Below are 13,267 nucleotides of genomic sequence, written 5' to 3'. Positions count from 1 at the left end.
CGGGAAAGACGGCAACACGGGTAGCTCCTGCTGGATTCACCCTGTGCCGACCTGAACGCCTTGCATGCCGAGCGGACTTCCGGCTGGGCGGAATCCGGGCCGTTTGCGCGTCGAGACTGGGAACGAACACACCAAAAAACGAGGCAGACGGGGCGGCAGGCGGGAGGTAGGAAGCGGTAGGCGCTAGGGTGATGGGTTTCTAGACTCAAACCTGAAAATTATACCTCGCCGCAGCAAAAATCTCAATGAAAGGAAGGACTTAACGGCAGACGCCGCCTCGATTGTGACGCCGGCACGCCCTCGCCGACCCGCCTGCCGACTGGCTCCGACGTCACTTCTCGGTCCCGCTCAAGCCGTCATCGCCTCACGCACTTGCGCCAGGGCGGTCGGGTCTTCGATGGTCGTCAGATCCCCCGGATCGCGCCCCTCGGCCACCGCCTGCATCGTCCGGCGCAGCAGCTTGCCGGAGCGTGTCTTCGGCAGCGCATTGACGAAGAACACGCGTGACGGCCGCGCCACTGCACCGAGTTGCGCCTCCACCGTGCGCATCAGTTCGCCCTCCAGGGCCAGGCGATCGGCCGGCTGGGCCACCCGCGCGGCGTCGCGCACGATGGCAAACCCCATCGCCACCTGCCCCTTGAGCTGGTCGGCCACGCCCACCACCGCCACCTCGGCAATCGCCGGATGCGACGACAGGCTCTCTTCGATCTCGCGCGTGCCCAGGCGATGGCCAGCCACGTTGATCACGTCGTCGGTACGGCCCAGGATGGTGATGTAGCCCTCCGCGTCGCGCACGCCCCAGTCGAAGCTCGAATAGATGTGCCGGCCGGGGAAGGCGGACCAATACGTCCTCAGGAAACGCGCATCGTCGCGCCAGACGGTGCTCATGCAGCCCGGCGGCAGTGGTGCTGTCACGGCCAGCAAGCCCTTCTCACCTGGCGCGCAGGGCTGGCCGGTGGCTTCATCGAGGATGTCGAGCTTATAGCCATACACCGGAAAGCCCGGCGAGCCGAGCTTCTGCGTCGACGGCTCCACGCCCTGGGGAATCGCCAGCATCGGCCAGCCGGTTTCGGTCTGCCAGTAGTTGTCGACGATGGGCTTCTCCAGCGCCTCCCCGATCCAGCGCGCGGTTGGCTCGTCCAGCGGCTCGCCGGCCAGGAACAGGCGGCGCAGGCTGGAGAGGTCATGGCGCTTGAGCAGCACCGGGTCCTGCTTCTTGAGCACACGGATGGCCGTCGGCGCAGTGAACATCAGGTTCACGCGGTACTGCTCGACGATGCGCCACCAGATCGCGCCGTCGGGGCGGATCGGCGTGCCTTCGTACATGACGGTGGTCATGCCCGCCAGCAGCGGCGCGTAGACGATATAGCTGTGGCCAACCACCCAACCGACATCCGACGCTGTGAGCATGGTGTCGCCGGCCTGCGCGTCGAAGATGAGCGGCATCGATGCCGCCAGCGCCACCGCGTAGCCGCCGGTGTCGCGCTGCACGCCCTTCGGCTTGCCCGTGGTGCCAGAGGTATAGAGGATGTACGACGGCTCGCTCGATTCCATCCATTCGCACGGCACGTCGGCATCGGCATGCTGGCGGCCAAGCGTGGCGTAGTCGACGTCGCGCGCGTGGTGCTGCATCGGCGCGAGTTTGCGGTTGACCAGCAGTACGCGCTCGGGCTTGTGTACGGCAAGGTCGATGGCGGCATCGAGCAGCGGCTTGTATTCGACCACCTTGCCCGCACGCGAGCCAGCATCCGCGCTGATGATGACGCGTGGCGAGGCGTCATCAATGCGCGTGGCGAGGCTGTTGGAGGCGAAGCCGCCGAACACCACCGAGTGGATCGCCCCGATCCGCGCACACGCCAGCATGGCGAAGGCCGCTTCGGGAATCATCGGCAGGTAGATCAGCACGCGATCCCCACGCTTGACGCCCAGCGCCTGCAGGCTGGCCGCCATGCGGTTGACCTCGCGATGGAGCTGGCGGTACGTGTACGTGGTCTCGATGCCGGTTTCGGTGGAGACATACACCAGTGCGGCCTGCTCACCGCGCGTGGTCAGATGCCGGTCGACGGCGTTGTGGCACAGGTTGGTGCGCCCGCCGACGAACCAGCGCGCAAACGGCAGGCGCGACTCGTCGAGCACAGCGGAGTACGGCGTCTGCCAGTCGATGCGCCGGGCCTGTTCGCCCCAGAAGCCGGCGGGGTCGTCGATGGAACGCTGATACAGCGCGCGGTATGCGGCGGACATGGGCATGACGTTGTCTCCTGGCCGGCGTGTGCGCCGACGCGATTTTCGATGGCGCCAACTGTGCGGCGCCCAACTTACGCAGGTCTTACCGGCGCCCACGAAAAAGGCGCCCCGCAGGACGCCTTCTTGATATAGCACAACGAACCTAGCGCTTCTTGCGCTTGGACGACGTACCCGCCACGGGCTTGGCGTTGACGACTGGCTTGCCGGCCACCTTGGCTGCCGGCCCGCGCGCTGTCGCGGCATGCGCTCCGGCCGACACCCGCACCGCACGCGCCCGGCCGCCGCCGCGCGCCTGGGGCAGCATCAGCACCACGCTGTGGCCCTTGGGGATGGCGTCGCCGGACAGCTGATTCCACGCACGGATCTGCGCCACCGACACGCCATAGCGGCGCGACAGGCCCGAGACCGTGTCGCGCTTGCCGGCACGCACCACCACGCGGCGCAGGTCGGGCATGTCGGGCTCGACCGCCATCGTGGCGTTTTCCGCCAGCTCGGGGCTGATGTCGGGCGCGTCTTCCTGGGCACCGTCAGCCCGCGGCACCACCACCGTGGAGCCGGCCTTCAGGCGCATGCCCTTCGGGATGCGGTTGATCTCGCGGATCGTCTCCGGATCCAGCTTCAGGCGCGCGGCCAGCGCTTCGACGCGCTCGCGGTTGCCGACCGTCACCGCCGTCCAGCTCGACAGCCCACCCCGGTACGTATTCAGGTTGTACTGGAACGTTTCCGCGTTGTCGTACGGCAGCAGGATCTGCGGGTTGGACGCACCCAGGATCACCGGCCGGTTGAACGACGGATTCAGCGCCTTGAACTCATCCATCGGCAGGTTGGCCAGCCGCGCCGCCAGCGCCACGTCGATATCACGCGAGGTGGTGACGGTGACGAAGTACGGATGGTTCGGGATGTCCGGCAACGTGACGCCGTAGCGCTCCGGGTTGGCGATGATGTTCTTCACCGCCTGGAGCTTGGGCACGTACATGCGCGTCTCGGCCGGCATGTTCAGGTTGACGTAATCCGTCGACAGCCCGGCTGCCTGGTTGCGCGCGATCGCCCGCGCGACCGAGCCCTCGCCCCAGTTGTACGCGGCGAGCGCCAACTGCCAGTCGCCAAACTGGTCGTGCAGCTTGGAGAGGTAGTCCAGTGCGGCGTCGGTCGAGGCCAGCACGTCGCGGCGCTCGTCCTGGAAAACGTTTTGCTTGAGGTTGTAGGTCTTGCCGGTGCTCGGGATGAACTGCCACATCCCGGCGGCCTTGGCGCTGGACACTGCCTGCGGGTTGAACGCGCTTTCCACGAACGGCAGCAGGGCCAGTTCGGTGGGCATGTTGCGCCGCTCCAGTTCTTCGACGATGTGATACAGGTAGCGGTTGGAGCGATCCACCATGCGGCGGAACGCTTCCGGGCGCTGCGCATACCAGCCGGCACGGTCGTCCACGGCCGAGCTTTGCAGGTCGGGCATGGAGAAGCCTTGGCGGATGCGCGCCCAGAGATCCTTGGCCGGCCCCTTGAGGGCGGCCACGGACTGCTGATCGACATTGACGACCGGCGCATTTTGGCCGGAGGTGGAGGATGCGGCGCTTGTGCTGGCGGTGTCGGCATTCGGGGCGGGAGCCGTAGCGCAGGCTGCCAGAAGCAGACTGAGCACAGATGCCGCGAGAAGTCGCACGGATCGCATCAAATTCTGAGGGGTTGGACCGAAAAATTGCCCCCGATGGTAGGGAAGGCATTGCGCCGCGTCAACCCGCGTTCACCCGGCGTATGACCGTCCCATGACGGCGCCGGATGCGGCGTCTGGCACGCACTGCCCCGCCAGATCAGCGGAATCCGTTCTTCCACTCGCGCAGCGCGGCGAAAACGGCGACCGGGTCATCGCCGTCGATGCCAGCATGCCGGACCACCGAAGCGGTGACGGCCGCCTCATCCGAGCGCATGAAGGGGTTGGTCGCGCACTCGTGGCCGACGGTGGTGGGCACGGTCGAGCGGCCCTCGGCACGCCACGCCGCGACCTCATCTTCCCAGGCTGCCAGATCGGCGTTGCCCGGTTCGACGGCGCGCGCAAAGCGCACATTCGAGGCCGTGTATTCATGCGCGCAGTAGACACGCGTGTCCGGCGGCAGCGCGGCCAGCTTGGCAAGCGACTGCCGCATCTGCGCCGGCGTGCCCTCGAACAGGCGGCCGCAGCCGGTGGCGAACAGCGTGTCGCCGCAGAACAGGCTGGCGGGCGCGTCGTCGCCCTGCAGGTGGCCGACATAGGCGACGTGGCCGCTGGTGTGGCCCGGCACGTCGATGACGCTGAAGGTGGCAGCCGGCTGCGCGAGGGTGACCACGTCTCCTTCGCGCACGGCCTGGGTTCGGCAAGGAATCGATTCGCCCGCCGGACCGATCACGGGCAGCGGTGCACCGGACGGCGCCTTCGGGTATGCCCCGATCAGCGCCTGCACCCCGCCCACGTGATCGCCATGATGATGTGTGATTACAATGGCACCGAGCGCAAGACCGCGCTCTTGCAGGAAGCGCAGCACCGGTTGCGCGTCGCCTGGGTCGACGACAGCAGCCACGCGGCCATCGTGAAGTGCCCAAATATAATTGTCGGTAAACGCAGCGATCGCCTCTACCTCAAGCGCTACCTCAGGCGGCACACCACCCTGGCCCATGTCCGACTCCTCTTCCGATCGTCGCATTATAGATTGGCACCACTGGCTGGCTTCGCCGCCTGGGCAATACGTCCTGCGCTGGGAACAGGCCCAGTTCGATCGCACCGTCGCCGACATGTTCGGCTTTCACGGGCTGCAGCTCGGCCACCCCGGCTTCGGGGCGCTGCGCGAGAACCGCATTCCGCTGATCGCCCGCGTGGTCGACGACATCGACCCGACCGCGCCCACCGAAACGCTCGACCCGATGGACGGCGATCCGGCGGAACCCGCCGACCCACCGGCCGAAGGCGAGGCTGAGCCCAACACCCCGCAGCGCCAGGCCACGCCCCGCGTGATCTGCCGCTACGACGAACTGCCCTTCGCCTCGCAGAGCATCGACCTGGTGGCCCTGCCCCATGTGCTGGAATTCACCGACGACCCGCATGAGGTGCTGCGCGAGGTCGCGCGCGTGCTGATGCCGGAGGGGCGACTGGTCATCACCGGCTTCAACCCGCTGAGCCTGTGGGGCATGCGCCAGGGCATGCGGCGCCTTGGCACCGAATCGTTCCTGCCCGCGCAGAGCCAGATGATCGCCTTCACCCGCCTGAAGGACTGGCTCAAGCTGCTCGGATTTGATATCGTGCGCGGCCGTTTCGGCTGCTACTGCCCGCCCAACCGCACCGACAAATGGCTACAGCGCATGGCCTTCATGGAGAAGGCCGGCGACCGCTGGTGGCCGATCTTCGGCGCGGTCTACATGCTGCAGGCGGTCAAGCGCGTGCGCGGCATGCGGATGATCGGGCCGGCATGGAAGACGCGCAAGTCGCCGGGGCTGGTGCCGGCCGGTGCACCGGTGGCCACGCCTTCGGGCTCGCACTCGACCAAGACGCCGCCGGCCGCCGCACGCGACGGCAAGTCGAGCGCCTGAGCGCAGCCGCCCCTCTCACCTCTCACCGATCGCTTTCATTTTTTTATATGCAGGAAGTCACCGTCTATTCCGATGGCGCATGCAAGGGCAACCCCGGCCTTGGCGGCTGGGGCACCGTGCTGGTCTCGGGCGGCCACGAAAAAGAACTCTTCGGCGGCGAGGCCGTCACCACCAACAACCGCATGGAGCTGATGGCCGTGATCGAGGCCTTCCGCGCACTCAAGCGGCCGTGCCGGGTGCAGGTCTACACCGATTCGCAGTACGTGCAGAAAGGCATCAGCGAATGGCTGGCCGGCTGGAAGGCACGCGGCTGGAAGACCGCCGACAAGAAACCCGTGAAGAACGACGACCTGTGGCGCATCCTCGATGAGCTGGTCGTCGGCCACGAGGTCGGCTGGCACTGGGTCAAGGGCCATGCGGGCCACCCCGGCAACGAGCGCGCCGATTCGCTCGCCAACCGGGGCGTTGAAGTGGCGCGCCAGGCAGCCAAGGGCGGCGCCTGACGCGACGGCGCTCACTTGCCGGCGCAACGCTGCGTCGGGATCTGCGGCGCATTGGCAGCGACGGTGGTGACGTACTGTGGCTTGCCGTCCAGGTCAAAGATCAGGCGCAGCGGGCTGCGCTTGGTGAGGCCGTCATCGATGTCCGCCTGCAGCAGGCTAGCCTGCGTCCATGCGTCGCCGCCGATGCTGCGCTTGTGCATCATGACCGGGCGCTTTTCCGCCGCGGGCCAGTTGGCGTCGCGCTCCGGCACGTAGCGATCGGGCAGCGTGCCATAGGTGTAGAGCTGGTTCAGCGTCTCGGCCAGATAGCGCCCAGCCTGGTCATTGAACCGCGGTAGCTCCAGCCGGTTAAGCTCGGCGTCAATGCGCGCGGCTTCGGCCGCGCAGGTCGGCCGGGCATCATCGGCGCGGGCGTATGACACGCCAATGACAATGACGGCGGCCGCCGTCCAGATCAGCGCACGATGCAGCCGGCGCGGGGCAACGGTGGGGATCACGGACATCGGTTCAGTACGCATACAGATTCTCCGGTTAGACAACGTCGTGGTGTGCTTCGGTTAGGAAAGGAACAGCTTGCGCTCGGCCTGCCGGCGCTTGGTCAGGCCCTTGAGCGGTTTGCCGCCGGCCTTGTCCCATAGTAGGAATTGCTGGGCCGCACCGGCGTAGTCACCGGCGTTGAGCTTGCGTAGCAGCGTCGATGAGCGCAGCCGCCCCGCCCCCAGGTTGAAGACGAACGACGCCAGCGCATCGAATTGCGCCTGCGTGATCGGCACACGCACGGCCCGCGTGATGGCCTGCTCGGTGTCGTGCAAGTCCTTGCGCAGCAGCGCCTCGGCCCGGGCCTGCGAGATCGGCCCATTGAAGGTTTCGCGGGGCAGGATCAGGTGGCCATAGCCGATGGTCGGCTTGCCCACCGCATCCAGATAGGTCGACAGGCGCAGCCCCTCCGATTCCTTGATCAGCGCGACGCCCTGCTCGCCGGTGGCGCGCGGGTTGTTCTCGCTACCGCGTTCGTTAAGCATCGGCGGTCTCCTCGGCGCCAGGCTTGGCTTGCGGCAGTGGGCGCGGCACCATCCGGTTGGTGTATTCGTCGATCAGGCGCATCACCGCTTCGGGCGGTTGCAGCGCGCTGAACTTCATCTGGATGTCGATGTGCTCGCTGTCACGGCCGGCCTCGCGGCTGGAGTGCGGCGCCAGCGAGACGTAGAACCTGCCCACCCCACCTGCGCCCGTGCCTTCCGCCGGCAGCGCTTCGGCCAGGTCGCTGCGCACGGTCATGTTCACGGTCATCTCCTCCAGCGCGAGGCCGCGCGGCATGGCCAGCGACACCAGCGGCAACGCGAGCCGGTGCTGCGTATCGAGTGCCAGCTCCACCTCGCGGGCAACCAACGTGCCCGCCTCGTCGGCATCGAAGAACTGGTCGAGCAGCGTGGTGTACTGCTGCGCCAGCATCTGGTTGGCCGCCGCCGCCGCGTGCTGCATGCCGCGCGTGATGTCGTCGAGCGTGAGCCCCGCGATGGCCGGATGGTCATGGCCGCCACTGCCACCGCCACTGCCACCGCCACCGCCACCCCCACTGCCGCCGCTGCCGCCCGGCGGCGTGGTCGGAGGCGGGCTTGCTGCCGACGCATCTGCGGCGGGCTCAGCGGACGGCGCCGCGCCGGCCGCCGGTGGCGACTGCGCGGCAGCGGCGGAGGTTGGGCTGGACGAAGCAGAGGCCGATGCGCCATCGCGCGGGGTCTGTGCTGGCGGCAACGCCGCGCCGTCGTCCTGGCGGCGCCAGCGGCTGAAGAGCTTGGACATGGTGTCTCGTCGGTCGAGTCAGAGGTCGTCGGAAAAACGCAGTGCGAGGCGCCGGCTTTGGGGGAGGACAGGCCGGCGCCCGTTCAACCACGCGCGACTTACGTCGTCGCCGCCGGGGCCGGGGCCGGGGCGTTGCCGCCGGCCTTCTTCTCGCCGATCATCGAGCCGTCGGTGGGCGTGGCCGGCAGCGGCTTGACCTCGTTCTCCTTGCCCTTGACGACCACCGGCTTGGTGGCGGCGTTGGTCAGGAATTCCATGACGCGCATCAGCGCTTCCGGCGGGTTCTGGCGCTTGACCTGGGTGTGGAAGGAGTACTTGGCGCGCGTATCGGTGCTGCGCGTCTGCTCCGACTTGTGCGAGGCGCGGCCCGACACCGACACGCTGAACGGGCCCCAGCCCAGCTTGGCCTGGAACGACCCTTCGGCCTCGGTGGTGGACGACGACTTCTCCGACTGCGAGATCTCGAGCTCGAAATCGATCGTGCCTTCTTCGATGGCGATCACCGGATGCACGACGGCACACAGCAGCGGAATGCGCATCGTCTTCTGGATCGTGCCCTGCGACACGCCCTGCTCGTCGACCAGTGTTTCGTCGTAGTCGAACTGCACCGCCACCGCCTTGCCATCCTGAATACAGACTTGCAGCAGGAAATCCGCATACGATTTCGCTGCCGACGTCTGCGCCTGAATCATGGCTTGCAGCGGGGCCGAGATCATCTTGTCGATCGGCAATGCGTTGATAACCGATCCGATCAATCCATTGTCCATTTAAAACTCCTTACTTTGATTTTTCAGGACGCACCGGGTTGTGCGCCGGAATTCAAGGTAAGGGTTTTGACTGCCGCCTTCGATGCCGCAAAAGTGCCAATCGAGGCCATGGGTAATGGGCCCAATACCACCCCTCGCGACGCCCTATTACTTTTGACACTGGCCTTCCGTTTTCCTGCGCTCGGGTTGCGCGCGCCCTAAAAAAGAATCGGATTGACCAACAGAATAATTAACTGAAGTATGAGGGGTCGATGAATATCCTGGTAATCGATAGCCTTCCGCTTTTTGCGGCAGGTGTTTCCAATGTATTGCACGCCCTCGATGCACACGGCGTGTTTTTCGACACGCATGATCCGGAGGGCATTGGCTTGACCTGCCGGCAGGTAGGGCCCAGCGCGGTGGTCATGGAATGGAGTGCGCAGGACGGCGAGGCTCGCCGGCGGCTGTCGGAGGTGAAGGCCGTCTTGCCGGAGGTGCCGGTGCTGCTGACGGTGCAACTGGTGGGGCGGCACGTGGTGGGCGACGCGCTGCGGTTTGGCGCGGCGGGGGTGGTCGACCGCCAGGCCACGGCCGCTGTCCTGCTCGAGGCATTACAGCGCATTACCTCCGGTGCGGTGTACCTGCCCCCGATCTGCAATCTCTCTGCGGATGAGCCGGGGCAGCCCGAGGGTGAGCACCCCGTCGAAGTCTGGCGCCGACTCACACCACGTCAGCACGAGGTGTTGCAACTGCTTGCAGAGGGCAAATCGAACAAGCAGATCTGCCGCGTGCTGAACGTGGCCGAGGGCACGATCAAGAATCACCTATATGCGTTATTTCGGCAGATTGGCGTGAGCAATCGCACGGAGGCGGCGCTATGGCTGTCGCGTTGCAAGTCTGGCATCGCCAAGCTGCAGGTCTGCATGATGTAGCGGCACATGGGCGGCACGTTACGCCACGCTCGCGCAACGGCGTGCTGGTTTGGCCGACGCGTCCGTCGTGGCCCGCAGCCTGCCGAAAGATCGCCCGTTGGCTGCGCGGACGCCGCTACAGCGCGTCGTCATCCGGGAACAGTTGATTGCGGATCGCGTAGCGCACCAGCGCAGCCTCGCTGGGCAGCTGCAGCTTGGTCATCAGCCGCATCTTGTAGGTGCTGACGGTCTTGGCGCTCACGCACAGGCTGCTGGCGATCTCGGTGAGCGGCTCGCCGCGCACCAGGCGCCGGTAGACCTCCATCTCGCGGTCGGACAGCTTGGTGTGGGCGGCATTCGCGCTGTCTTCATGCAGGCTGTGCGCGAGCTTTTCGGCCATGGCGGGGCTGACATAGGTACCGCCCTGCGCGACCTTCGTGAGCGCCGCCACCAGCTCGGTCGCGGCGCTCTCCTTGGTGAGGTAGGCGGCGGCCCCTGCCCGGAAGGCCCGGGCCACATATTGTTCTTCCGCATGCATGGTCAGCACCAGCACCCGCACGGATGGATGATCGGCGTGCAACTGGCGGACCAGGTCCAGACCACTGCGCCCGGGCATCGACAGATCCAGCACCACCACCTGCGGGCTGTGCTCGCGCACCAGCTGGATCACCTGCGTGCCGTCGGAGGCTTCGCAGACGACCTCGAAGTTGCCGGCACGCTCCAGGATATGCCGCACGCCGTCGCGCATGACCGCATGGTCGTCGGCGATCATCACCCGGATCATGGCTGCACCTCCTGGATCATGACTGCACCTCCGATGCCCCAGCATCGCTTGCGGCAGGAAAGCGCACCGAGAGGCGGAACCCCTGCAGCGGCGTATGCGTCGTGGCGGCCTGCCCGCCCAGCAACCGTGCGCGTTCGCGAATGCCCAGCAGGCCCAGCGGTTTGCGCTCGCCCGGTGCCGGTGGCGCACCACTCCAGCCACGGCCGTTGTCCTGGATGCTCAGCTCGAAGAACCCGTCGGTGCGTGCGAATTCGATCTCGACACGGCTGGCATCGGCGTGCCGCACCACGTTGTTCAAGGCTTCCTGCACGATGCGGAAAACCGAAATGGCCGCATGCTCGCCCACCACTTCCTCCTCCTGCGCGTGCACGCTGACGATCAACCCGAAGCGCCGCCGGAAATCTTTGGCGATCCACTCGATGGCGGGTACCAGGCCCAACTCATCCAACAAGGGCGGGCGCAGGTCGGCGGAGATCTGCCGCACGGCCGCCACCGTATCGTCGATCACGCGCTGCATGGCGGCGGTGCGCTCCAGCAGCTCGGCTGACGTACCGGTTGCGTCCAGGTCGGTTGCCAACAGGGTCAGGTCCATCTTGAGCGCGCTCAGGCGCTGGCCGAGATCGTCGTGCAGCTCGCGCGCGATGCGGTAGCGCTCCTCCTCCCGCGTCGCCAGCACGCTGGCCGACAGATGCTGCAACTCCTCCTGCGAGCGGCGCAGCGCGGCTTCGGCGCGTACGCGCTCGGTGGTGTCGCGCAGCATGACGGTGAACAGCTTGCTGCCGCCGATATCCACCTGCGAGATCGATGCCTCGATGGGGAATTCGCGCCCATCGGTATGCAGGGCAAACAGCGCGCGCTGCTTGCCCATCTGCCGCTCCGACACGCCCGTCACGCCAAAGCGGCGCACATGCGCCTCATGCCCGGTGCGAAAGCGCTGCGGAATGAAATCGTTCAACGACCGCCCGATCGCGAAGCTTGCCGGGCAGCCGAACAGGGTTTCGGCCATGGGGTTGAACAGCACGATGCGTTGCTGGTCATCCACCGAGATGATGGCCTCCATGGACGAGCGGATGATGCCGGCCAGCCGCGCCTCGCTCTTCTCCAGATAGGCGAGATAGTCCACCACGGTGGCGCGCAGCATGCGCAGGCGCAGCCAATAGAAGACCAGCGCCAGCGCCGCGGCGACGCTGGCAACGGCCAGCAGCAGCATCCCCGCGACCCTGATGCCGGGGGCGATCGCAACAGCAAACCAGGTGGCCGCCACGCACAGCAGCCCGATGGCCAGGCCACCGGCCGCGAGCTCGGCGGGCGTCGAGCGCAGTGACAGCATGCGGCTGCGCGGCACCCCGGCGGGATGTCCATCTTGCTCCAGCATGGAAGCGGCTCCGGTTGGAGGGGATGCACAAAAAATAACCGATCCCATCACACAGCGGTATCAGGAAAGTGACCAATGCGACGCATTATCGCAACAGAATGTCAGGGAATCCTGACACCACCTTTACTTTCCCCCGACGCGCTTCTCAGCGCCGCCTGATTTCGGTGCAAACGTAATTTTCCGATACTGCTGCCATGGATGCAGCACATGCCACCCGTTGGCAGCAGGCGTCCCAGTGACAGAACATCGAGCCACCCGCCTACTCCTTCCAGGGGCTTTCACATGAATGCAGCTTCCCTCCAAGCGCAATCGCCTTCCGGCACCGGCCATGAAGCGCGCCTCTACCAATTCAAGCGGGTGCGTGAAGACGACGCGATGAGCATGCGCTCCACGAGCCCCATGAGCCCCGCGCTCAGCAGCCAATGCGCGAACTGCTTGATGCATTGGGCCTGTATTGCCGGCGCAGTGCCGAACACGCAGCGCGGCGAGCTCGACCGGCTGGTGCAGACCTGGCGCAAGGTGCGCAAGGGTGAAGCGCTGTTCCGCGCCGGCGATCCGTTCCATGCGCTGTACGCGGTGCGCTCGGGCTCGTTCAAGACGGTGGTGTCGCACCCCAACGGGGCGGATCACGTGACGGGTTTCCAGTTCACGGGGGAGACTCTCGGCTTGGACGGCATCGCCAACGATCAGCACACCTGCGATGCAATTGCGCTGGAAGACAGCACGGTGTGTGCGATGTCGTTCCAGTGCATGGAAGACCTGTGCCAGGACGTGCGTCCGCTGCAGCATCGCCTGCACAAGCTGATGGCCGGCGAGATCGTGCGCGAGTCCGGCCTGATGCTGCTGCTCGCGGGCCTCTCGGCCGAGGCACGCGTGGCGACCTTCCTGCTGAACCTGTCCACGCGCATGCAGGAGCGCGGCTACTCCGCAACGGATTTCACGCTGCGCATGACGCGCGAAGAGATCGGCAGCTACCTCGGCATGCAGCTCGAGACCGTCAGCCGGACGCTCTCCCGCTTCCAGCGCGAAGGCTGGATCGGCGTGGACGGCAAGCACATCAACCTGCACGACCGCGAGGCGCTGGCGCGCCTTTGAAGGCTTGCCACGATTGCGGCAATCGCTACTGACTCAGCTGCAGCGGGTGGACCACCGCCGTCACCCCAGGGACCGCCCGCGCGGCCCCTTTTTCCGCACGCCGCTCGGCATGCCGGCGCAGCGCGGCGCGGATCCGCTGGCTGGCATCGGACAGCGCCACTCGTTGCTTGATGGTGAGGCGGTTGATGGCGATCAACCGCCCCCCGCGACGTGACGGATGCGGGCCCTGGAGCTTGGTTGACAGGCATCAA

The 13,267-nt window shown here is 66.5% G+C and carries 14 protein-coding genes; 4 read left to right on the top strand and 10 right to left on the bottom strand.

All coding sequences use genetic code 11. The features are described from left to right. Positions 1 to 348: 348 nt before the first annotated feature. The 3 genes from prpE to gloB all read right to left on the bottom strand — a co-directional run bounded on the left by prpE (position 349) and on the right by gloB (position 4,892). Entirely contained in the window at positions 349 to 2,247 is a 1,899-nt protein-coding gene (gene prpE / locus QZ609_RS08360; RefSeq protein ID WP_295493197.1) for a propionate--CoA ligase, read from the bottom strand. 139 nt (positions 2,248 to 2,386) lie between these two features. Then, positions 2,387 to 3,913, bottom strand: a complete 1,527-nt coding sequence (locus QZ609_RS08355; protein ID WP_295493195.1) for a transglycosylase SLT domain-containing protein — start codon at positions 3,911 to 3,913, stop codon at positions 2,387 to 2,389. A 139-nt stretch (positions 3,914 to 4,052) separates the two neighbouring features. Beyond that, positions 4,053 to 4,892 (bottom strand): hydroxyacylglutathione hydrolase, encoded by an 840-nt coding sequence (gloB, locus tag QZ609_RS08350; protein ID WP_295493193.1) that lies wholly within the window; start codon positions 4,890 to 4,892, stop codon positions 4,053 to 4,055. On the opposite strand from gloB, the gene QZ609_RS08345 reads away from it, so the two are divergent. Further along, on the top strand, positions 4,891 to 5,799 hold the full coding sequence (locus QZ609_RS08345) for a class I SAM-dependent methyltransferase (RefSeq protein ID WP_295493191.1): 909 nt from the start codon (positions 4,891 to 4,893) through the stop codon (positions 5,797 to 5,799). The two genes, gloB and QZ609_RS08345, sit on opposite strands and share 2 nt — an antisense overlap. 47 nt (positions 5,800 to 5,846) lie before the next feature. Beyond that, the gene (rnhA, locus tag QZ609_RS08340; protein ID WP_295493189.1) at positions 5,847 to 6,302 is read left to right on the top strand and encodes a ribonuclease HI; all 456 of its coding nucleotides are present in this window, start codon (positions 5,847 to 5,849) and stop codon (positions 6,300 to 6,302) included. A gap of 11 nt (positions 6,303 to 6,313) precedes the next feature. Here rnhA and QZ609_RS08335 read toward each other — a convergent pair whose 3' ends face one another. From QZ609_RS08335 to QZ609_RS08320, 4 genes are all read right to left on the bottom strand, one after another. Further along, positions 6,314 to 6,820 carry a hypothetical protein gene (locus QZ609_RS08335; protein WP_295493187.1) on the bottom strand — a complete coding sequence of 169 codons (507 nt, stop codon included), beginning with the start codon at positions 6,818 to 6,820 and terminating at the stop codon, positions 6,314 to 6,316. Positions 6,821 to 6,859: 39 nt separating this feature from the next. Continuing rightward, positions 6,860 to 7,324, bottom strand: a complete 465-nt coding sequence (locus tag QZ609_RS08330) for a lysozyme (protein ID WP_295493185.1) — start codon at positions 7,322 to 7,324, stop codon at positions 6,860 to 6,862. Then, the gene (locus tag QZ609_RS08325) at positions 7,317 to 8,105 is read right to left on the bottom strand and encodes a DUF2589 domain-containing protein (protein ID WP_295493182.1); all 789 of its coding nucleotides are present in this window, start codon (positions 8,103 to 8,105) and stop codon (positions 7,317 to 7,319) included. The genes QZ609_RS08330 and QZ609_RS08325 overlap by 8 nt, the downstream gene beginning before the upstream one ends. 98 nt (positions 8,106 to 8,203) lie before the next feature. Beyond that, positions 8,204 to 8,872 (bottom strand): DUF2589 domain-containing protein, encoded by a 669-nt coding sequence (locus QZ609_RS08320; RefSeq protein ID WP_295493180.1) that lies wholly within the window; start codon positions 8,870 to 8,872, stop codon positions 8,204 to 8,206. A gap of 251 nt (positions 8,873 to 9,123) precedes the next feature. On the opposite strand from QZ609_RS08320, the gene QZ609_RS08315 reads away from it, so the two are divergent. Then, entirely contained in the window at positions 9,124 to 9,783 is a 660-nt protein-coding gene (locus tag QZ609_RS08315; protein ID WP_295493178.1) for a response regulator transcription factor, read from the top strand. A 115-nt stretch (positions 9,784 to 9,898) separates the two neighbouring features. Here QZ609_RS08315 and QZ609_RS08310 read toward each other — a convergent pair whose 3' ends face one another. Further along, positions 9,899 to 10,546, bottom strand: coding sequence for a response regulator transcription factor (locus tag QZ609_RS08310; RefSeq protein WP_295493176.1), 648 nt, complete (start codon positions 10,544 to 10,546; stop codon positions 9,899 to 9,901). A 16-nt stretch (positions 10,547 to 10,562) separates the two neighbouring features. Beyond that, positions 10,563 to 11,921 (bottom strand): PAS domain-containing sensor histidine kinase, encoded by a 1,359-nt coding sequence (locus tag QZ609_RS08305; protein ID WP_295493173.1) that lies wholly within the window; start codon positions 11,919 to 11,921, stop codon positions 10,563 to 10,565. Positions 11,922 to 12,203: 282 nt separating this feature from the next. Between QZ609_RS08305 and QZ609_RS08300 the strand changes: the two genes are divergently transcribed. Beyond that, positions 12,204 to 13,016, top strand: a complete 813-nt coding sequence (locus QZ609_RS08300) for a helix-turn-helix domain-containing protein (protein WP_295493171.1) — start codon at positions 12,204 to 12,206, stop codon at positions 13,014 to 13,016. Between the two features lie 25 nt (positions 13,017 to 13,041). Here the strand turns inward: QZ609_RS08300 and QZ609_RS08295 are convergent, their stop codons facing one another. Further along, positions 13,042 to 13,212, bottom strand: coding sequence for a hypothetical protein (locus tag QZ609_RS08295; RefSeq protein ID WP_295493169.1), 171 nt, complete (start codon positions 13,210 to 13,212; stop codon positions 13,042 to 13,044). Positions 13,213 to 13,267 lie beyond the last annotated feature (55 nt).

The sequence above is a fragment of the uncultured Ralstonia sp. genome, from assembly GCA_913056305.1.
Classification (GTDB): Bacteria; Pseudomonadota; Gammaproteobacteria; order Burkholderiales; family Burkholderiaceae; genus Ralstonia.
Note: the sequence above shows the minus strand (reverse complement) of the source record. Positions and strands in the feature narration are given on the sequence as shown.

Coding starts and splice junctions, on each gene's coding strand:
- prpE (WP_295493197.1), bottom strand. CDS start 2,247: ATGCCCATGTCCGCCGCATACCGCGCGCTGTATCAGCGTTCCATCGAC.
- QZ609_RS08355 (WP_295493195.1), bottom strand. CDS start 3,913: ATGCGATCCGTGCGACTTCTCGCGGCATCTGTGCTCAGTCTGCTTCTG.
- QZ609_RS08345 (WP_295493191.1), top strand. CDS start 4,891: ATGTCCGACTCCTCTTCCGATCGTCGCATTATAGATTGGCACCACTGG.
- gloB (WP_295493193.1), bottom strand. CDS start 4,892: ATGGGCCAGGGTGGTGTGCCGCCTGAGGTAGCGCTTGAGGTAGAGGCG.
- rnhA (WP_295493189.1), top strand. CDS start 5,847: ATGCAGGAAGTCACCGTCTATTCCGATGGCGCATGCAAGGGCAACCCC.
- QZ609_RS08335 (WP_295493187.1), bottom strand. CDS start 6,820: ATGCGTACTGAACCGATGTCCGTGATCCCCACCGTTGCCCCGCGCCGG.
- QZ609_RS08330 (WP_295493185.1), bottom strand. CDS start 7,324: ATGCTTAACGAACGCGGTAGCGAGAACAACCCGCGCGCCACCGGCGAG.
- QZ609_RS08325 (WP_295493182.1), bottom strand. CDS start 8,105: ATGTCCAAGCTCTTCAGCCGCTGGCGCCGCCAGGACGACGGCGCGGCG.
- QZ609_RS08320 (WP_295493180.1), bottom strand. CDS start 8,872: ATGGACAATGGATTGATCGGATCGGTTATCAACGCATTGCCGATCGAC.
- QZ609_RS08315 (WP_295493178.1), top strand. CDS start 9,124: ATGAATATCCTGGTAATCGATAGCCTTCCGCTTTTTGCGGCAGGTGTT.
- QZ609_RS08310 (WP_295493176.1), bottom strand. CDS start 10,546: ATGATCCGGGTGATGATCGCCGACGACCATGCGGTCATGCGCGACGGC.
- QZ609_RS08305 (WP_295493173.1), bottom strand. CDS start 11,921: ATGCTGGAGCAAGATGGACATCCCGCCGGGGTGCCGCGCAGCCGCATG.
- QZ609_RS08300 (WP_295493171.1), top strand. CDS start 12,204: ATGAATGCAGCTTCCCTCCAAGCGCAATCGCCTTCCGGCACCGGCCAT.